At 55.2% G+C, this 19,819-nt stretch carries 19 protein-coding genes and 1 tRNA gene; 17 read left to right on the top strand and 3 right to left on the bottom strand.

Annotated features, from left to right (window positions below; all coding sequences use genetic code 11):
• Positions 1-15: 15 nt before the first annotated feature.
• Genes ABLU87_RS15485 through ABLU87_RS15460 form a run of 6 tightly spaced genes read left to right on the top strand, consistent with a single transcriptional unit; the run spans position 16 to position 5,854 of the window.
• On the top strand, positions 16-741 hold the full coding sequence (locus ABLU87_RS15485; RefSeq protein ID WP_122116862.1) for an amino acid ABC transporter permease: 726 nt from the start codon (positions 16-18) through the stop codon (positions 739-741).
• The gene (locus tag ABLU87_RS15480) at positions 738-1,478 is read left to right on the top strand and encodes an amino acid ABC transporter ATP-binding protein (RefSeq protein WP_025106180.1); all 741 of its coding nucleotides are present in this window, start codon (positions 738-740) and stop codon (positions 1,476-1,478) included. The genes ABLU87_RS15485 and ABLU87_RS15480 overlap by 4 nt, the downstream gene beginning before the upstream one ends.
• A gap of 13 nt (positions 1,479-1,491) precedes the next feature.
• Entirely contained in the window at positions 1,492-2,667 is a 1,176-nt protein-coding gene (locus tag ABLU87_RS15475) for a M20 family metallopeptidase (protein ID WP_122116863.1), read from the top strand.
• A complete protein-coding gene (locus ABLU87_RS15470; RefSeq protein ID WP_049102207.1) occupies positions 2,664-3,764 on the top strand; it encodes a mandelate racemase/muconate lactonizing enzyme family protein in 1,101 nt (366 codons plus the stop codon). Before ABLU87_RS15475 ends, ABLU87_RS15470 begins: the two co-directional genes overlap by 4 nt.
• The gene (locus ABLU87_RS15465; protein WP_049102204.1) at positions 3,751-4,920 is read left to right on the top strand and encodes a Xaa-Pro peptidase family protein; all 1,170 of its coding nucleotides are present in this window, start codon (positions 3,751-3,753) and stop codon (positions 4,918-4,920) included. The genes ABLU87_RS15470 and ABLU87_RS15465 overlap by 14 nt, the downstream gene beginning before the upstream one ends.
• A 10-nt stretch (positions 4,921-4,930) precedes the next feature.
• Complete coding sequence (locus ABLU87_RS15460) at positions 4,931-5,854, top strand: dihydrodipicolinate synthase family protein (RefSeq protein WP_103815017.1); 924 nt, start codon at positions 4,931-4,933, stop codon at positions 5,852-5,854.
• On the opposite strand, the gene ABLU87_RS15455 is transcribed toward ABLU87_RS15460, so the two are convergent.
• Positions 5,838-6,935 (bottom strand): CTP synthase, encoded by a 1,098-nt coding sequence (locus ABLU87_RS15455; RefSeq protein WP_122116864.1) that lies wholly within the window; start codon positions 6,933-6,935, stop codon positions 5,838-5,840. The genes ABLU87_RS15460 and ABLU87_RS15455 overlap by 17 nt on opposite strands.
• Before the next feature lie 68 nt (positions 6,936-7,003).
• Here ABLU87_RS15455 and ABLU87_RS15450 point away from each other — a divergent pair, with 68 nt between their 5' ends.
• From ABLU87_RS15450 to ABLU87_RS15400, 11 genes are all read left to right on the top strand, one after another.
• Entirely contained in the window at positions 7,004-8,212 is a 1,209-nt protein-coding gene (locus ABLU87_RS15450) for a pyridoxal phosphate-dependent aminotransferase (protein ID WP_122116865.1), read from the top strand.
• 291 nt (positions 8,213-8,503) lie between these two features.
• Positions 8,504-9,235 carry a GntR family transcriptional regulator gene (locus tag ABLU87_RS15445; RefSeq protein ID WP_014837997.1) on the top strand — a complete coding sequence of 244 codons (732 nt, stop codon included), beginning with the start codon at positions 8,504-8,506 and terminating at the stop codon, positions 9,233-9,235.
• Positions 9,232-9,669 carry a PTS fructose transporter subunit IIA gene (locus tag ABLU87_RS15440; RefSeq protein ID WP_014228688.1) on the top strand — a complete coding sequence of 146 codons (438 nt, stop codon included), beginning with the start codon at positions 9,232-9,234 and terminating at the stop codon, positions 9,667-9,669. The genes ABLU87_RS15445 and ABLU87_RS15440 overlap by 4 nt, the downstream gene beginning before the upstream one ends.
• A gap of 3 nt (positions 9,670-9,672) precedes the next feature.
• Positions 9,673-10,455, top strand: a complete 783-nt coding sequence (locus ABLU87_RS15435; RefSeq protein ID WP_014228687.1) for a PTS sugar transporter subunit IIC — start codon at positions 9,673-9,675, stop codon at positions 10,453-10,455.
• The gene (locus ABLU87_RS15430) at positions 10,448-11,227 is read left to right on the top strand and encodes a PTS system mannose/fructose/sorbose family transporter subunit IID (protein ID WP_046877465.1); all 780 of its coding nucleotides are present in this window, start codon (positions 10,448-10,450) and stop codon (positions 11,225-11,227) included. Before ABLU87_RS15435 ends, ABLU87_RS15430 begins: the two co-directional genes overlap by 8 nt.
• Before the next feature lie 27 nt (positions 11,228-11,254).
• Positions 11,255-11,746 carry a PTS sugar transporter subunit IIB gene (locus tag ABLU87_RS15425; protein WP_025106174.1) on the top strand — a complete coding sequence of 164 codons (492 nt, stop codon included), beginning with the start codon at positions 11,255-11,257 and terminating at the stop codon, positions 11,744-11,746.
• 3 nt (positions 11,747-11,749) lie between these two features.
• Positions 11,750-12,454: a sugar isomerase domain-containing protein gene (locus tag ABLU87_RS15420; protein ID WP_048263181.1), complete on the top strand. Its 705-nt coding sequence runs from the start codon at positions 11,750-11,752 to the stop codon at positions 12,452-12,454.
• Between the two features lie 9 nt (positions 12,455-12,463).
• The gene (locus ABLU87_RS15415) at positions 12,464-13,630 is read left to right on the top strand and encodes a glycoside hydrolase family 88 protein (protein WP_080528662.1); all 1,167 of its coding nucleotides are present in this window, start codon (positions 12,464-12,466) and stop codon (positions 13,628-13,630) included.
• Positions 13,609-14,385, top strand: coding sequence for an SIS domain-containing protein (locus ABLU87_RS15410; protein ID WP_224233260.1), 777 nt, complete (start codon positions 13,609-13,611; stop codon positions 14,383-14,385). The genes ABLU87_RS15415 and ABLU87_RS15410 overlap by 22 nt, the downstream gene beginning before the upstream one ends.
• Positions 14,386-14,435: 50 nt before the next feature.
• Entirely contained in the window at positions 14,436-15,848 is a 1,413-nt protein-coding gene (locus ABLU87_RS15405; RefSeq protein WP_049083500.1) for an OprD family outer membrane porin, read from the top strand.
• A gap of 441 nt (positions 15,849-16,289) precedes the next feature.
• Entirely contained in the window at positions 16,290-17,582 is a 1,293-nt protein-coding gene (locus tag ABLU87_RS15400; protein WP_122116866.1) for a haloacid dehalogenase-like hydrolase, read from the top strand.
• Between the two features lie 178 nt (positions 17,583-17,760).
• On the opposite strand, the gene ABLU87_RS15395 is transcribed toward ABLU87_RS15400, so the two are convergent.
• Positions 17,761-17,848: transfer RNA gene (locus ABLU87_RS15395), tRNA-Ser, on the bottom strand.
• 141 nt (positions 17,849-17,989) lie between these two features.
• Positions 17,990-19,618, bottom strand: a complete 1,629-nt coding sequence (locus tag ABLU87_RS15390; RefSeq protein ID WP_122116867.1) for an ABC transporter substrate-binding protein — start codon at positions 19,616-19,618, stop codon at positions 17,990-17,992.
• Positions 19,619-19,819 lie beyond the last annotated feature (201 nt).

Genomic DNA, 19,819 nt, shown 5'->3' with positions numbered 1-19,819 from the left:
TAACCGGAGAAAGCTATGTCGATCGAACTAATGTGGCAGTACTTCCTCTCACCCGAGTTTGTTCAGGGTGCGTGGATGACACTACTGATTACCCTCTGCTCACTGTTGTGTGGCGTGGTGCTGGGCCTGGTGTTGGCGCTGTTGCAGGAAGCGCCGTTTCGCGCCGGGAGAGGGCTGGCCTTTTTCTACCTGTGGCTGTTTCGCGGGACGCCAGTGCTGTTCCAGATAATCTTTGTCTACAACGTGCTGCCAGGCTTCGGCTTACGCTTCTCCGCGTTTACCTGTGCAGTGCTGGCGCTTTCGCTCAATGAAGGCGCCTACATGGCGGAAATTCTGCGCTCTGGCCTGCAGGCCGTAAAAAGCGGCCAGCGCACCGCCGGCATGGCGCTCGGGATGACCCACGAGCAGATCATGCGAAAAATCGTGCTGCCTCAGGCCGCACGCATCGTTCTGCCGCCGATGGGTAACCAGATGATCAGCATGCTGAAATCGAGCGCGCTGGTGTCGGTTATCGCCGTTCAGGAGCTGCTGCTGGTCGCCAACCAGACCGCCAGCGCCAGCTTCCGCTACTTCGAAGCGCTTTGCGCCGCCGGTCTCTATTACCTGCTGCTCACCAGCCTGTTCATGATCTTCCAGTCGTGGCTTGAAAGCGTACTGGATCCCAAACAGCGGCGCAGCAAGAGCCAGAAGCGACTGACCCGCCTGTTTAAATTACCGAAAATCGCCCGGGAGGAACCATGAGCGAGAAACCGCTGCTGGAGATGATCGGCATTGATAAGACTTTTGGTCGCCAGACCGTGCTCAAGAACTGCTCACTTGAGGTGCAGCGCGGGGAAACCGTGGTGCTGATTGGGCCATCGGGCTCGGGAAAATCCACCCTGCTACGCTGCGTCAACATGCTCTCACCTGCCGACAGCGGCGACATCTTTTTCGCCAGCCAGCACATCAGCCGGGGCGAAGTGCCGGTGCACAAACTGCGCCAGCGTATTGGCATGGTGTTCCAGAACTACGAGCTGTTCTCGCACCTGACGGCGGCGGAAAACATCATGCTGGCCCCAATGACGGTGCTGGGGATGAACCGCATTGATGCCCGCACGCTGGCGGACAACCTGCTGGCGAAGGTGCGCATCAACGAACGCGCGGACCACTTTCCGGACGAGCTCTCCGGCGGCCAGCAGCAGCGCGTGGCGATTGCCCGTGCCCTGGCGATGAAGCCCGAGCTGATGCTCTACGACGAACCCACCTCAGCTCTCGACCCGGAGATGATCCGCGAAGTGCTGGAAGTGATGGCAGAGCTCAGCGCGGAAGGGATGACCAGCATGGTGGTGACCCACGAGATGGGCTTCGCCCGGCGGGCCGCCAACAACATTCTTTTTATGGAAGACGGCGAAATTATCGATCGCGCCAGCACCGGTGATTTCTTCGCCGGCCACGTCAGCGAGCGCGCGCAGCGCTTCCTGACGCAAATATTACATTAATTATGGAGTTCCTATGTCCAGTTACCAGGTTGACAGCGCACGAATGAAAAAGGATTTAGCGACGCTGGTTGCCATCAATACGGAAAATCCGCCGGGCCATGAGCGTGAAGCCGCCGAATGTCTGGAAGGCTGGCTGCTGACCGCCGGGTTCGATCTCTCCTTTAGCGAATATGCGCCGGGGCGGACCAACGTTATCGCCGTCCTGCACAATGGACCGGGGCCGTGCTTCGCCTTCAATACCCATATTGACACCGTTCCGGCGGGCAGCGGCTGGGCCAGCGATCCCTTCACCCTCAGCGAACGCGATGGCCGCCTGTACGGGCGCGGATCCTGCGATGCCAAAGGCCCGCTGGTGGCGATGGTTGAAGCCCTGCGTCTGCTGGCCGCCAACCGTCAGCGCTGGTCCGGCACCTTGATGGGCGTGTTCACCGCCGATGAAGAGGTCGCCAGCGAAGGGGCGAAATTCTACGTACGCGACACCCCGCCGGCGATTGATTTCGCGGTGATTGGCGAGCCGACATCGAATGCGACCTTCTCGGCTCACAAAGGCAGCTTGCGTCCTCGCGTGCGGGTAAAAGGCGTCACCGCGCACTCCGGCACGCCGGAGCTGGGGGTTAACGCCATTTACCAGTCCGCGCGCCTTTTAGGGCTGATCGAAGAGGCCCACCACCAGCAGGTGCGTTGCCGCTGCCACGATCTGGTCGGCAATGCCAGCCTGACGGTGACCCGCATCAACGGCGGCCATGCGGACAACGTGGTGCCAGACAGCTGCGAGCTGCTGCTCGATCGCCGCATGGTACCGGGGGAAGACGAAGAGGTTGTTAAAGCCGAACTGCAACAGCTGCTCGACCACGCGTACGCGCAGGCAAACGTGGAAGCGGAAATTATCGCCTGGCAGCCCACCACCGGCGGCGCGACGCAAACCGACAGCAGCGAAGCCATTGTCGAGCAAAGCCTTGCCGCCTGCCGCCGTCACGGACAGAGCGAGCCCGGCCCGTTTGGTTTTCAGGGCGGCTGTGACCTGGTGCATTTCCGTTCGCTGGGCGCAAAGGGCGTGGTGATTGGCCCCGGCTCGCTGGCCGTGGCCCACAAGCCCGATGAATTCGTCCCCGTCGATGAATTTATCGCCGCGGCAGATATCTATCTCGATATTGCGCTCGCCATGCTGCCGCCGGCGTCCGATTTATGAAAGCGCAGCTCTTTCGGGGAGACCTGCATTACGCCGGCGTGACGCTGCATACCGCCGCCTCCGGCCCGGTGACGGCGCTCGACACCCTCTGGTTGCGCCTGGAGGACCGTGGCGTGACGGGGATTGGCGAAGTGCGTCTCAACATTCGCTACCTGCACGGCTACCGCGAAGAGCAGGTGCTGAACAACCTGCTTCAGCGCCTCAACGGTTGGGACTGGCGCCAGCAGCCCGCGGCGCAACTTGCCGCGCTGCACGAGGAGGACCGCACGCTGCTGCCGCCGTCGCGCATGGCGCTGGATATGGCGTTGCACGATTTGATGGCGCGTCAGAACGGGGTCAGCGTCGCCGCCTGGCTGGGGGCGCCAGCTGGCCTGCCCGCCTGGCACACCAATCAGACGCTGTTCTGGGGCAGCGAAGCAGAGATGCTGGCGCAGGCGCAGCGCTATGTCGATCGCGGTTTTACCCAGCTGAAGTTACGCACGGGGATAGCGGATTTCGCCACCGACCTGGCCCGCCTGCAAAAGCTGAGGCTGCGGTTTGGTCAGCAGATTTCGCTGGCGATTGACGTGAACGGCCAGTGGTCGCTGGCGCAGGCTCACGCGGCGTTCCCTTATCTGCGCGAGCTGAATCTCAGCTATATCGAACAGCCGTTAAGCCCGGCAAACGATAGCCAGCTTGCTGAACTGTACGGCTACGGCATCCCGATCATGCTCGACGAAAGCCTCAACAGCGAGTCGGCCATCACCCGGCTTATCGCCGCCAAAGGTGCGCTGTGGGGGCATCTCAAGCTGGTGAAACTGGGGGGGCTTGCTCCGACGCTTGCCGCCGCCGGTCGTCTGCGACTCGCCGACGTGCCGTTCATGATTGGCCAGATGAATGAAGGCCATGCCGCCACCGCCGCCGCGCTCCAGCTGTGCCGCGTGGTGCAACCGGCATTTGCCGAACTGTATGGCGCCGATGGATTAACCGACGATCCCGTCAGCGGGCTGGAATACCGCAATGGCATGGTCGCCGTTAACGACTCTCCCGGTCTGGGCGTGCAGTTCGATGCCGCGCGGGCCAACTTACTCCAGGAGTTTAATGATGCAAGATGTTAACAATGTGATTCAGGGCAGCGAGTCCGCCTTTCGCGCCGACGAATATGCGCTGCGCATTCAGCGTACCCGCGAACGCTTAAGCCGCGCGGGCGTGGACGTGATGATCGTGACCGGCCCGGAAAACATTTTCTGGCTTACCGGTCAGCAAACGCCGGGCTATTACACCTTTCAGGCGCTGCTGCTGCCGGTAGAAGGGGATCCGGTCTTTGTGATTCGCCAGCTCGAATACTTTAACTTTATCGCCAACACCTTTATTTCAGACGCCGCCATCTACCAGGATGGCGATAACCCGGTGGATTTTCTGGTAGGCAGGCTGCAACAGCGCGGCTGGCTCAACAAACGCATTGGGCTGGACAAACGCGGCTGGTTCCTGCCGATTGCCGTCTATGAAGCCCTGCAGGCGAAGCTCGGCACCATCGCCGATACCGCGGGCGTCATCGAACCGCTGCGCGCGGTGAAATCGGCGGCGGAGGTGGAAAAAATCGCCCTCGCGGCGCGCTATGTGGATGCGGGCATGCGCGCCGGGATGGCGGCGATTGGCAGCGGCGCGGACGAAAACGCGCTGGTCTCCGCGATGATGGGGGCCGCTATTGCCGCCGGTTCCGAGTATGTCGGCATGGAACCGCTGGTTTCTACCGGCCCACGCAGCGGCGTGCCGCACGGCACGTGGCGACGTCGGGTGATGCAGGATAACGACCCGGTCTTTCTGGAGATGTCCGCCGCCCACGATCGCTACCACGCCGCGATGATGCGCTCCGCCTGGCTGGGCCGTCCGCCCGCTATCGCCATCGAAATGGAAAAAGTTTGTCAGGAAGCCCTGCAGGCCGCCCTCGACGCCATTCGTCCGGGCGCCACCTGCGAAGCGCCGCACCTGGCCTGCCAGAAGGTGATCGACCGCGCGGGATTCACCGAAAACTTCAAAAAACGCACCGGTTACTCCATCGGTATCGCCTTCGCGCCGGACTGGGGCGAAGGCGGCATTCTCAGCCTGTACAGCGGCGTCACCACCGAGCTGCAACCTGGCATGACCTTCCACATCCCGCCGGCCCTGCGTATCTACGGTCAATTCACCGTCGGCGTCAGCGAAACCGTGGTGGTGACTGAAACCGGATATCGCCAGTTGGGTTCCCTGGCTCGCCCATTAACGCTGCTGTAAGGAAAGAAAGATGAAAGATATCAACGAGTGCCGTGAACGCCTGCGCGGCATTTTCAACATCACCGTCACCCCGTTCACCGCCAGCGGCGCGATCGACTTCCCGGCGCTGCGTGAAAATATCGAACGCGTGATTGATCTGGGCTATGACGGCCTGCTGATTGGCGGCACCTACGGTGAGTTTCCGGTAATGACCGTCGAAGAACGCCGAGAGCTGTTTCATGAGGTGATGGGCTGCGTGGACGACCGCGTGGCGGTGATGCTGTGCAGCGCCAGTTCCGACCCGCGCGACGCCCGCGAGCTGACCCGGCTGGCAAGCGAGCTGGGCGGGCTGCCGATGGTCACCGCCCCCTTTGTTAGCGAAATCACTGACGAACAGATCGTCAGCTACTTCAATGAGATGGCGCCGTTATCCAAAACCGGCATTCTGGTGTACAACGCGCCGGGCATCGGCATCACCCTCTCCCCGGCGCTGCTGGAACGGCTGGCAGAGATCCCGAACGTGGTCGGCATCAAACAGGGCGATCTCAACCCAACCGCCATCGATCAGATTGCCAACCGCCTGCGCGGGCGGCTGCGTTTGTTCTGTGCCTCCGATCTGGCTTTCCTCGGGCCGATGATGGCCGGGTTTGACGGCATCAGCACGACCAACAGCGGCGCGCTGCCGGAGCTGATCGTCAATACCTTCCGCGCCGTAGAACGGGGCGACGCCGCCACCGCCCGCGATTTGCATCAGCTGTGGTACGCGTATCGAGCGCTGGCGCGCAAACACGGTCAGCCGCAGTTGGTGAAAGCGGCGATGGCGCTGCGCGGCTTTAACGGCGGCACCGTACGCGCACCGTTAAAACCGATCGGCGACGCGGCGCTGGCAGAGCTGACCCGCGTAATGCAGGAGCTTGCCAGCGACCCTCGCAGCGGGGTTACGCTGGCGCGTTAAGCGCCGCCTGTAGGAACGCGACGAACAGCGGATGGGGCGCATCCGGGCGGGACATCAGTTCCGGATGCCCCTGAACCCCGTGCCAGAACGGCAGCTCAGGCTGGGAAACGGCTTCCACGATACCGTCGCTTTGCGCGCTCACGCTGACCCCGCCGGGAGACAGCGCCGGCAATAACTCGGGGTTAAAGCAGTAGCGATGGTTGTAGTGCATTTCGCGGATATCGCCGGGGATAAGCCCGGAGGAAAAAGGGAATACGCCGCAGCGATGACGGCCATCGGCAAAGGGAACAAAGCTGTGCAGGGCTTCATCGGGGGCGACTTCCGCGGGTATGGCCGATTCGAAACCCGGGCTACGGCGCACGGCTGCGGTCATCATGCTCTGCATTCCCAGGCACAGCCCCAGCGTTGGCTGCCCGCGGGCCAGGGTCTCTTCCGCCACGCGGATTTGTCCGTTGACCGCCGCCATCGAGGAACCGCCTGGCAGCACCACGCCCTGGAAGGCCTGAAGCTCGTGTAATCCCGTGGACAGGCTGACCGGCGCAAAGAAATGGACCTCCAGGTTCAGCCCCAGCGACGCCGCGGCATCGCCCAGCGAGCCGAGCGTGGCGGGATAGACCAGACGGTGGTCCGCCTCGCGGCCAATCAGCGCGATGCGCAAGGACCCGCCGGCAGACGACGACACGCCGCTATCCCAGCGGCCGTAGCGGTCAGCGGTGAGATCTAACAGCGTGTGTTGCCCATCGCTGAGCGTCAGGCGGTGGCGGCTGTCGTCGCTGTAAAGCCGCTGGCCCGGCAGGTCGGCGATAAGCGGCACCTGCGAGGACGCCAGCACAATGACGGCGTCTGATGACGGCAGGCGGGCGATATCGCGCACCTCTTCACGCAGCGTATCGCTGCGCCAGAGGCCGCTGGTCACGCAGTACCCTGCACGAATGACGTGCTGGTGGCTATCGGGTACATCCCCGGCGAAGTCGGGGCGAAGGCTCCAGAGGGGCAACCCAAGACGATTGGCCCACAGGCTGGCGGTGATACCGTAGCGGGCGGGCGCGGAGCTGTTATCGAGAATAAAGATCGGTGACACGGCGAGTTTCCTGCTGATGTTGGGTACCTAATTGTATTAATTGAATCATTAGATACAAAAGAGGATTTATGAATAACAGTCAAATCGCCCGTCGTATGCAATCCGTACGGCCTTCTCCGACCGCGGCCATTTCTGACCAGGTACGGGTACTGGAAGCCGCAGGCAAGCAGGTTATCAACCTGGGCGAAGGGGAACTGGATTTTGCTACCCCACCCCATATTAGCTATGCGGGCATTGAAGCTATCGTGCATCACCAGACTAAGTATACCGCCGTTTCCGGCACCGCAGCGCTCAAGGCGGCCATTGCCGCCAAGTTCGCTCGCGACAATCAGCTGCGCTACCGTCCGGAAGAGATCATCGCCGGGAGCGGCGCCAAACAGCTTATTTTCAACGCCTTTCTGGCAACCCTGGACGCCGGGCAGCAGGTGATTATTCCCGCGCCCTACTGGGTCTCTTACCCGGATATGGTCTCTCTGGCCGACGGCGAACCGGTGATTGTGCCCTGCGATGAACAACACGGCTGGAAGCTGACGCCGGAACAACTGGCCGCCGCCCTCACCCCGTCAACGCGCTGGTTGATCCTCAATTCGCCGGGCAACCCGACCGGGGCGGTTTACAGCGAACGGGAGCTGCGCGCGCTGGCAGACGTGCTGGCGGACTACCCGCAGGTGCTGGTGATGGCCGACGACATTTATGAGCCGCTGCGTTACGACAATACCCCGTTCACCACGTTTGCTCAGGCCGCGCCGCAGCTGGTTTCGCGCACGCTGACGGTGAACGGCGTGTCCAAAAGCCACGCCATGACCGGCTGGCGTCTGGGCTATGCGGGCGGGCCGCAGTGGCTCATTGCCGCCATGCAGATCCTGCAATCACAAAGCACCTCCAACCCCAGCGCGATTTCGCAGGCTGCGGCGGTCGCTGCTCTTAACCATTCGGCGGACTTCTTAGACGGCTGGCTGCACACGCTGGATAAACGCCGTCAGCAGGTGCTGGGGATGATTGCCGCTACCGAGGGCCTGAGCGCTGGCATCCCCCAGGGCGCATTCTATGTGTTTGCCAACTGCCAGCGGCTCATTGGGCGAGTGACGCCCACCGGCGAAACTCTCCGCGACGACAGCGGGCTGGCGAACTGGCTGTTAGAACACACTCAGGTGGCCGTGTTACACGGGTCCGCGTTCGGCATGCCGGGGTATTTACGTATTGCCTACGCGGTAGAAGATGGGCTACTGACGCAGGCCTGTCAGCGGATTGCCGAAGCCTGCGCGCAGCTGCGTTAGGACACGCAAGTACCACAATGGCGCCCTGTAAAAAGAAAACCCCGCGCGATGTACTGGCCGGGGTTGTTGAATGCGGGCGCTCCGTTTTCTCAGCTCGCCAGCGCAATAGCGCAGCAAAAATTCCTCGCCCCTGCCCCCTCCGTCGGGGCGAAATTGCGAAATGCATCACAGTCCAGGAAATAACTTAACAGGTTAACCGGTTAAGTTGAGTTGAGAGGTTGATCGGACAATCGGGTACGGGTATCGTAAGCCTACGAAATAAAATAAATGTAAACAGAAACTGGCGAAACAATGAAAGCAACGGCACAGTCAACGAAATACCAGGTGATAAAGGCAGCACTGTTAGATGAAATAAGAAACGGTACTTTTAAACCCGGGGAAAAATTCTACAGTGAGTCGGAATTAAAAGAGCGTTACTCCGTCAGTTCCGCCACGGTTATTCGCGCTATTCACGAAATGGTGAATGAAGGCTACCTGATTCGCTATCAGGGTAAAGGCACTTTTGTTTCGAAAGCCAAACGTAATGAGAACATTATTTTCTCAGAATCAGATAACGATTTAAAAGGCATGCAGTCGGTTAAAGTTATCGCCTGTGAACTGGAAAACGATCCGTGTATTAAAGAAAAACTCGGGTTAAATGATGATGAAAGATATTATCGTATTGCGCGTTTAAAGTTTGATAATAACAAACCTTATGCATTACAGATTTCGCATATTCCGGCCCGCTACTTCGCCAGTCAATTGACGATTAAGAATTCGGCACTCAGCTCTATTTATGAGGCTTTTAAGGTTAACAATGGTCTTGATATGTACACCATGCCCTATCGGCAGACCATCTGCGCCCTGACCGATGCTGCGCCAGAAGTCCTGCAGCACCTTGAGCTCACGGCTCACCAGCCCGTTATCATGATGAAACGCTATACCCACGACGAGCAAGGTCAGGTGATTGAATATATTGAGACCTGGAAACGGTTAGAATCATTTTATATTGAAATAAGAACGCCAGATAAGGGGGCAGGATGAACCAATTATTATTAATCTCTCATGGGGGTTTCGCCAGCGGTGCCAGACAGGCCACAGAATTAATACTCGGAGCGCAGCCAAACCTTCATGTAGTTGAACTGGATGGTGAGAAAGGGATAGCAGTATTTAAACAGGAACTTCTCGATAAAATCACCATCCTTAGCGCAGCAAAATCCAAAATTATTATCCTCTCTGATTTAAAAAGTGGTTCGCCGTATAACTCCGCAATGGAGATTATTGTCACTAACAACCTATGGAATAATATCACCCTGCTCTCTGGGATGAATTTAAACTTAATTCTGGAAATGGCCATGGCAATTGATGAAAGTCACTCGCCAGCCTCGCTGAATGAAATAATAACTACGGCGCGTGATGGTATTTACCATTTACAGCAGGCAGCGCTTGCCGCCCACACAGACGACGGAGACGAGTAAAAAATGGAGCACATTGCGGTCTGGCAGATAGCGTTACTGACGCTTTATTCAGGGCTGGCGATATACGACGGCAACAACACGACGCTTGGGTTAGTGAAACCGAGCATGGCGGGCTTCTTTGCCGGCCTCATTATGGGCGATATGACCACCGGGCTTATCGTCGGCGGCACCCTGAACCTGCTGGTACTGGGCGTGGGCAACTTCGGCGGCGCGTCGATCCCGGACTACATGACCGGTGCGGTGCTGGGTACCACTTTCGCGATCATCAGCGGCCAGGGCGCGGCGTTTGGCGCCACCATTGCGGTGCCGATTGGTCTCTTAATGGTACAGCTGGATATCCTCGCCCGCTTCAGCAACACCTTTATCCATCATAAGGCCGACAGGCTGATTGAAGAGGGTCAGGTGAAGGCGGCGGCCAGGATGAACCTGCTGGGCCAGGTGCCTATTTCGCTCTCGCGTATGCTGCCGGTGCTGTTGGCGCTGATCCTCGGGGCAACCTTTGTTAATGACGTCGTGACCTGGATCCCCGCGTCCATCATGAACGGTCTTAAAGTCGCCGGGGGCCTACTGCCTGCGCTGGGTATCTCCATACTGCTGCGCTATTTACCGATTAAGAAGAACATCTCGTTTCTGATTCTGGGCTTTTTCCTGGCGGCCTATCTGAAAGTGCCGGTGCTGGGCGCCGCGCTGCTGGGTCTGGCAATTGCGCTTTACGTCTTCAACTCAGAAAAACAGGTAACGCAAACTACCGAATCCCCGGCAAATGGAGCAATGGGCGATGAATAAAGTATTAAAACGCGTGTTCTGGCGCTGGTTCCTGTTCGGTCAGTCAGGCTGGAACTACGAAAAAATGCAGGGTCTGGGCTATCTGTACAGCATCTATCCGTTCCTTGAGAAAAAGTACGCAAAACCCGAAGAGCAGAAGGACGCGGCGAAGGTACACAGCCAGTTCTTTAACACCAACAACACCATGGCGCCGGGGATCCTCGGGGTGAACATCGCCCTGGAAGAGCAGACCGGGCTTGCGGGGAAAGATGCGGTTGCCGGGATCAAAACCGGTCTGATGGGGCCTCTGGCGGGCATCGGAGATACGCTGTTCTTTGTTATTCCGACCACCATTATCGGTTCTGTCGCGTCGTACCTCGCGCTGCAGGGCAACCCGGTGGGGCTTGTTCTCTGGCTACTGTTCGCCCTGGTTCGCATGCTGTTTATGCGCTTTAGCATCAGCAAAGGGTATCAGGAAGGGGTCAACCTGCTGGGGTCTTTGACCAATAGCCTCAACAAAATTACCCGCGCAGCCAATATTCTCGGGCTGACGGTTATCGGGGCGCTTATCCCCTCGGTGGTGAAGGCGAATCTTAATTTCGAATTCAGCTACGGCGAAGTGTCGCTCAAGCTGCAGAGCATTGCCGACCAGATTATGCCCGGGCTTATTCCGCTGCTGGTTGTGGGGTTCACCTACTGGCTGCTGGGGCTCAAAAAGATGAACTCGACTCGGGTCATTTTTGTCCTGATTGCTTTAGGTATTATCGGCTACAACCTGAATATTTTCGGTTAAGTAACACATTGATTTAAGGAATTTATCATGAAAGGTATTGTGCATATTCGTGTCGATGACCGGCTGATCCACGGCCAGGTGGCCACCCGCTGGGTAAGCCACTTCAACGCCAACCGTATTATGGTGATTGACGACGCCGTAGCTGCAAACGAGGTAGAGAAAATGCTGCTGCGCAGTGCAGCCCCGGAAGGCTGCAACACCTCTATTCTCTCTTTTGAGAAAGCCAGCGCCAATATCCTCGCCGGCAACTACGACGGTCAGCGCGTACTGATCCTGCTGAAGACCCCGGAGCTGGCGCTGAAGCTGATGAACGCCGGAATTGCCCTCCCCCAGCTCAATATCGGCAATATGTCCAACAAAGACGATCGCCGCCAGATCAAACGCTCGGTCAGCGTCAACGATGCTGAGATCGCGGCCATCAACGCGCTGCTGGAAAAAGGCGTGGCGGTGACGGCGCAGATGACGCCGGAAGAGCCGAACGCCTGTATCACCACGTTTTTAAAAGCCGATAAGGGATAAGGGATGTCACCACATCAGCAGCAGTATTATCAGCATGTTTTAGCGACGCTGAATCAGGTGTTTCTTACTCAGAGCGCTGAAGTTGAGCAGGCGGCGGCGCTGTTTGCCGAGTGCGTCAAAGCCAACGGCATTATTCACGGCTTTGGATCCGGCCACTCGTTTGCCGCGGCGGTTGAGCTGGCCGGTCGTGCGGGCGGCCTGGTCAATACCAAAGCCATTGACCAGTTCTATGGGCCAACCGGCTGGTTTGATTCGCTGAAAGGGATTGGCGACATCTTCTCCGGGCTGCTCGATCTGCGCGAGTCAGACTGCTTTGTGATTATCTCCAACTCCGGCACTAAACCGCTGCACGTTGAGCTGGCACGCAAGGTCAAAGAGAGGGGGCTGAAGCTGGTGGTTATCACCCGCTACGCCGGTGAGTCGACGCCAACGAGCGAGAGCATTCGCGACTATGCCGATGTCACTCTCGATAACGGCTGCCCGTCCGGTGACTGCACGCTAAGTATGGATAACGGCAACATCATGACCGGTCCGGTGTCCTCGCTGTCTGCGGCCTTCATCATCAATAACGTGGTGATCCGCTGCATCGAGATGCTGCTGGAACAAGGTATCGCGCCGCCGGTGATGCGCAGCATCAATCTGCCCGGCGGTAAAGAATACAACGACATGCTGATGAGTCAGTACAAAGAGCGCGTATTCACGCTGTAGGGAAAAATCATGAAAGAGAGTCTGTCGAATCGCCTCACACCGCTGCCCTTTTCTGCCCTCACGCCCGACGCCTGTCGGGATGAGCTGACGGCGTGCGCGCGACGCATCGCGCGTAACATGGGTCTGTACGGCGAGAAATTCCCCTCAGCCTGCACGATCCATAATCGCTACGTTCTGAAAGAGAATAACGACTGGACCAACGGATTCTGGACCGGGATGCAGGCAATGGCCTGGGAGTTCAGCGGCGATCGCGCCTACCTGGACGGCGTTGAACGCAATGTGGCGAGTTTTAAAGCCCGCCTGGCGGCGCACCACGTCCTCGATCACCACGATATCGGCTTCCTTTATAGCCTGTCGGCAGTCGCGTACTGGAAACTGACGGAGCGCGAAGCGCTAACCCCGCTTATTCTGGCGGCGGCCGATCTGCTGGTAAACCGTTTTCACCACAGCGCCGGTTTTATCCAGGCCTGGGGGACGCTTAACGACCCGCAGGAGTACCGGCTTATTATCGATTCATTGATTAACCTTCCCCTGCTCCACGTGGCGGCAAAGATCAGCGGTGAATCACGTTATCGGGAAGTGGCTGAACGCCACTATGCGGCGGTCATCAACAACATTTTTCGCGAAGACGGCTCCACTTTCCATACCTTCTATTTTGACCAGACAAGCGGTGCGCCTTCGCACGGGAAAACCTTTCAGGGCTACAGCGATAACTCCTGCTGGGCCCGCGGCCAGGCGTGGGCCATTCTCGGCATCCCGCTTCACTGGTCGGCTACCGGCGAAACCGACCACTACGAACGGTGGCAGCAGGCCTGCGAGTATTTCTTCCGCTACCTGCCGGAGGACGGCGTTCCCGCCTGGGATCTGCTGCTGGCTGCAGATCCGGACGCCCCGAAAGACAGCTCCGCGCTGGCGATTGCGGTCTGCGGCCTGCTGGAAGCGCATAAGCACTTTCCGGATGCCGGTTACCAGAAACTGGCGCGTCAGTGTCTGCTGGCATTAATGCGCGGCGCGTCTGCCCGCGATGATGATGTCTGCGAAGGCTTACTTAAACATGGTGTTTACGCCTATGCCCTCGGTAAAGGCATCGATGAATGTAATCTCTGGGGAGATTACTTCTATATGGAAGCGTTATACCGAGTCTACCAACCACAATGGTCAGGATACTGGTTATGACAATGATTCAGAGCTATTTAGATATCGTCCAGAAAAAACTTAACGACATTACTCAACAGCAAAGCCATAAAATCACTTCCACCGCCGTGGAACTGGCAAAAATCATTAACCAGGGAGGTGTAATTTATATTTTCGGCTGCGGCCACTCACATATTTTCGCTGAAGATGTATTTTATCGTGCCGGAGGAATCGCCCCGGTTCGGCCAATATTTATCGAACCTTTAATGTTACATCAGGGGGCGGCGGCCTCATCATATTATGAAAAACAGAATGACTATATTGCTGAGCACCTGGAGAGATTCTCGATCACCAGTAAAGATGCGCTGATTGTTATCTCAACTTCCGGGATTAACCCCGCTCCGGTCGATGCAGCGCTCTGGGCAAAACAGCACGGGGCATTTACCCTGGCGCTGACCAGCTTTCTGTATGCCGAGACCCAACCGTCGAAGCACAAGGCTGGCCTTAAGCTGCGGGACTGCGTGGATGTCGCCATTGATAACCAGGTGCCCATCGGTGATGCGGTGCTTTCCCTTACGGAGCATGCAACGCCGTTCGCGCCGGTTTCCTCAATGACCGGGCTGTTTATTATGCACACCCTGTTCGCGGAAATCATAGCGAACCTGGGGAGTGAAAATAAATCTCTGCCGGTATTTTTGAGCGGTAACATTGCGAATTCCGCAAAACATAATGAATATCTTCTCGAAAAATACGGTGCGCAAATCCCGGAGCTCATAAATAACACGAGTTTTAAATAAGCAGTACATCCCCTCGCCCTATAATACATGGTTTTATAAGGTATATAATAATGACAAGTCATAGACTCAGAGTTTCTCTGTGTACACCGCTGTTTCTTTTTATTGCCGCAGATGCCTTTGCGGAAGAAGAAACGGATTATGAAGCGCCTTCTCAGTTTGAGAAAGCGTTTTATGATGAAGGCAAATTAAATCTCAATACCTCACTATATATTCGTCATCGTGCTGTAAAAGACCCCGCGACCGGTAAATACGGACTGGGTCCAGCCGGGATCCAGAACCAGACCGGTAACGTGGCAATTAGCTATATTTCAGGCTATTACCAGGACGTTATTGGCTTTGATTTCTGGGGCAACGCCAACATTAAGCTCGGGCATACCGTCGGTCAGTCGGAGATCCTTTACTACGACTACGATTGCGGCGAGCCGGGCAAGTTCAGCCCGTGCGAGAAGTCCTACATGAGCGTGTCGGTTGCCGCACTCAAGCTCAACCTTGGCGATGCAGGCACCAACTTCAAGCTGGCCGCGGGCTATACCCCCATTAACTCCGGTACCGTAAAAAGCAGCTGGGGCCTCAACCCTCACGCTTTTCGCGGGTTTGACAGTGCCCTGACCCTCGACAAACTGAGGCTGACCTACGCCTGGGCCGACCGCTTCAAGAACGACTGGAGCCGTGATTTTAAACCGATGACCACGGCCTGGCACCAGAACAACGCCGCCGGACTCGATGACAACGGCAAAACCATTAAAGCCGGTGCAATCATCGATTACATTCACACGGTGGGCGCAGTCTATAACTTTGGCAGTACCGTGCTTGACGTGGGCTATGGCGAAGGTAAAGGCTACCGTCGCAACTGGCAGGCACAGGTAGAGCGTCACGATACGTTGACAAAGGATGTCTCCCTGCAGAGTAAGCTCTTCTACCAGGGCGCGCGCTACATTGAAGATCTGTCGAAAATTAAAGATCCTGCAACGGAATATTATGTGGGGGTTGGTTTTAACCTGAGCCACGACAACACCGTGTGGTCCCTTGGCTATAGTCAGAACTACGCCCCGAACACCGGAGATTACAACTTCCGCTTAACCCCGTGGGCGAACTCCGATAAGCGTGATTATCAGCCGACGCTGTCGCAGCTGGAAGACTTTAACGTTTCCGGCGCCCGCGCGGTTCGTTTTGGCGTGAGTTATAACTTTGCCGATCTTAATCTACCGGAGTTAACCCTGGGCGGTGCCGGAACCTACGGCTGGCACGTGGTTAGCGATGTCAGTAAAACCGGTTCGACGAGAAAGTACGACGGGAGCATGGTGTCGTTCGATCTTTCCGCTCGCTATCAGGTGGCGGACGGCATGGCGAAAGGCCTCTCCTTTACCCTGCTCCCGGCGCTCTTCCGGGCGACAGACAGCAACTATAAAACCGATCGTAACGACGTGAAGTTTATCGTCGGCTACAGCATCAATATCTTCTGAGCCCGCCCCCCTCAACAGCGCATGAGGGGGACTTTGCGAAGGGAACCGCACCTGTCAGCTTCAAACGGCCAGAGCGGGTTACTCAACCGAATGGCATACTGAATAGCGGCACATAAGAAAAAACCCCGAGCGATTAAATAGCTCGGGGTTTGTATGACAGGATTGCACGATGCCGAAGAAAGCAAAAGAACCATCAGGACTAGCCGTAGATAGATAAGTGACATTAAAATAACACTCGGAGATAGTTCGAACTGTTTTTGACCTGCTACCTTGTCATACTAAACATTTCTCTGTAGATAATTCTGGCTTACTCCCTCACCATTTTCATATATTCATAAAATATGATAACCATCACATTCATGATCAGGATGCCAATTTTTGATATAGCTAGCTTTTACTTTTTGCTACAGATGGTAATGCACCCTAAAAAAGGAATTAATCATGAAAATGACAATAATATATGCACTACTATCCGTATTTTTTGGAGTATATGGAACAACGGCCAGTGCCAGTAACACAAATCAAGTGTCACAAAATTTAGAAACTACAATTCCCCAACAAAAGCAAATAGTTACCGGCAATTGGGACGAGTTCAACTCAAGAAAAATTGACAGGCTCATTCAAGAAGCAAAGCAGAAGCCTGCGCATTCTTTATATGCTGTTTTTGATTTTGACAACACAACAGCTTTTCTGGATATCGAAGAGGCAACGCTTATCTATCAACTAGAAAACCTTAAATTTTCGATGAAACCTGAGATATTGAAACAGATAATTTACAAAGATATACCGCCTTCAAACTTTAACTCGGATTATAATAATAAAAATCATCAACCGGTTAATATAAACCTCATTGGTCAAGACATTATTGATAGCTACACATGGCTATACAATAATTACAGCGGATTTGCGGGTAATAAAACGCTTGATGAAATTAAAAAAAATTCCAATTATATGAATTTTATAGTGAAAATGAGATATTTATATGATGCAATAGGTGGGTCATTCGACCATGAGGTATCTTATCCATGGGTGACGTATCTTTTTTCTGGCATGTCCAAAAAAGAAGTAGCTGATTTAGTGCACGATACTATTGAGTGGCAAAATAACCAGCCTATCGGAAAGGTGACATGGGTAAGCCCGGCAGATATGGCAGGCCGAGCTGGTATCGTATCAGTAACATGGAAAAACGGATTCAGGCTGATCCCAGAAATGCAGACATTATATAAAAACCTACAGCAGGCAGGTGTTGATGTTTATGTCATTTCCGCTTCAGCTTTAGATGTGATAAAAAGCATCGTTACTACAGGAAAATATGGTTTTTCTGTTCCTGAGTCTCATGTCTATGCAATGCATCCCTTATATGATAAAGAAGGTAGATTGACTCACAGCCTCGATCCATACTATCCCCAGACGCAAGGTAAAGGTAAAACCGAAACTATAAAGAAATTTATACAACAACATTACAAAAATACAGGACCAATATTAGTTGCTGGCGATAGCGAAGGAGATCAAAACATGATGTCCGACTTTAATGACACAAAGTGTGTTCTTATTATTAACCGGCTACGCTCATCTGACACTATTATCGGTGAGCTATCAGCTAAAGCCGTTCGTGACTATAATAAAGATGATGCAAAAATATTATTACAAGGAAGAGATGAAAATAAAGGGGAATTTTTACCATCACAAAGTAGCATATTGATGGGCACTAATAACAAAGTATCTTTACCATAGGTATCGACTTACAGTAATGCCTCTTACCTGAAAAGGGGGCATTGCTACTGAAAGGATATTTATTGAGCAAAGGACGGACTTTAGATGTAAAAAAGCCCGTATAAACGGGCTTTTTTACATCACTCTATGTACCATAAAATCAAAATCATTCTTCAAGCTATTGATTTTATTTAGAATTTGGCGGAAGCGTAGAGATTCGAACTCTAGAACCCTTTCGGGTCGCCGGTTTTCAAGACCGGTGCCTTCAACCGCTCGGCCACGCTTCCAATGAGGCGCACTATAAACACCTCTGTTCAGGCTGTAAAGCACCAATTTATTCAACTGCCTTAAAATTAAACAAAAACGCGTTATTCGTCTGAAATTCAGGCAGTTTGCGCAGATTTTCAGCGCAAACCGCCCTCTTCGCGTTAATGTTTTTTGATGTACATATCTTTGGTGTAGTAATACCCCAGCTTATCCGGCGTAAATCCCCCTACCCATGGCTTGACCAGATGGGTGCGCACGTAGTGATAGACCGGAATGGCCGGGACATCCTGACCTAACAGATCCTCCGCCTGCTGGTAGAACTTGCCCCGTGCCGTCGTGTCAGAGGCTTTTGCCGCATTGCGCAGCGCCTCATCGTAGGCCGGGTTGCTGTACTGGCTGGTATTTTCACTGTCGCCGGTGCGGAAGTTATTGAGAAACGTCGCGGCGTCGTCATAGTCGGCTATCCACGCGTAGCGCACGGCGTCAAAATTATGCGTATGCATGGCGTCGAGCATGGTCTTCCACTCCTGGTTTTGCAGCTTCGCCTCAACGCCAAGGTTCTTTTTCCACATTGAGCTGGCGGCGATGGCAATTCGCTGGTGAGATTCGGACGTGTTATAGAGCAGATTAAAGACCAGCGGATGGGTCTCATTATACCCGGCTTCGCTTAATAGCTTTTTCGCCTCGGCGATACGCTTATCGCGTGGCCAGCTGGCGTACTCTGGATTGTGCAGCTTTACCCCGCCGATGTCAGGCTGGCTGATAAGCCAGGCCGGACGCTGCCCCTGCCCCAGCACCTTCTCCGCGATAATGTCTTTATCGAGAGCCATATTGAGCGCCCGTCGTACGCGGGGGTCGTTAAACGGCGGCCGGGTGGTGTTGAATTCGTAATAGTAGGTGGCCAGCTGCGGCGAAACATCCAGCTGATCGCCCATGGTTTTTTTGAGCTGGGCAAACTGATTAATCGGTACCGTATACACAATATCGATCTCTCCCGCCTTATAGCGGTTGACGTCGGCGGTTTCAGAACTTATCGGCAGGTAGGTCACCTTATTGATGACCGTATGCGCGTTATCCCAGTAGCGCGGATTGCGCTCGGCCACAATGCGCTCATTCACCACCCACTGCGACAGCTTATAGGGCCCGCTGGTCACCATATGCTCCGGTTTGGTCCATTTGTCGCCGTAGCGCGATATCAGCACTTTATCGAGCGGAACCAGAGACGGGTGCGCCAACATCGCCAAAAACGCCGCATTCGGCTGAGTTAAGGTCACCTCGAAGGTGGCATCATCCAGCGCCTTGACGCCCAGCGTCTCGGGCGCTTTTTTGCCCTGCGCTATCTCTGCCCCGTTGACGATATGCATATTGCCGGGATAGCTCGCGTAAGGCGACGCCGTGAGCGGCGACACCAGACGCTGCCAGCTCCAGACAATATCCTGCGCCGTAATCGCCGTACCGTCGGACCAGGTCACCCCGGGACGCAGGTGGAACGTCCAGACGGTGTTGTCCTTATTCTCCCACTTCTCCGCCAGCCGGGGCTCAATCTCTCCTGCTGGCGATACGCTGACCAGCCCTTCAAAAAGATCGCTGATAATGTTGTTTTCAACGTCGCTTTCCACTTTATGCGGATCCAGCGACGACGGTTCGCTGCCGTTATTTCTGACCAGTTCTTGCTTTTCGGCCAACGCCGTTCCCGGCGGTACCTGAGCGGCCAGCGCCGGGATGACCATGGAGAACAGACCGACGGCCACCAGTACGCTTGTGATGTGATTATATTTTTGTGTTTTCATATCCCTTGCCTTTGTTACGCTTCGTGAGTACCCTCTCCAGAGTTAGTCGCAGAATGGCTATAACGCAATATTTTTCAGTGAGTTATCAGATTTCGATCTGACTCCGGAAGGCGAACAAATAAAAATGCCACTTATTCTTTTTTTCCTGGAATAATGTGCTGCATTCAGCCCGCTGACTTTGAGTAAAGATGGGTAAAAGCA

This window comes from Klebsiella sp. CB_Kp196 (genome assembly GCF_040061575.1).
Taxonomy (GTDB): domain Bacteria; phylum Pseudomonadota; class Gammaproteobacteria; order Enterobacterales; family Enterobacteriaceae; genus Klebsiella; species Klebsiella michiganensis.
The sequence above is the reverse complement of the archived record's forward strand: the minus strand, read 5'-3'. Positions and strand labels throughout refer to the sequence as shown.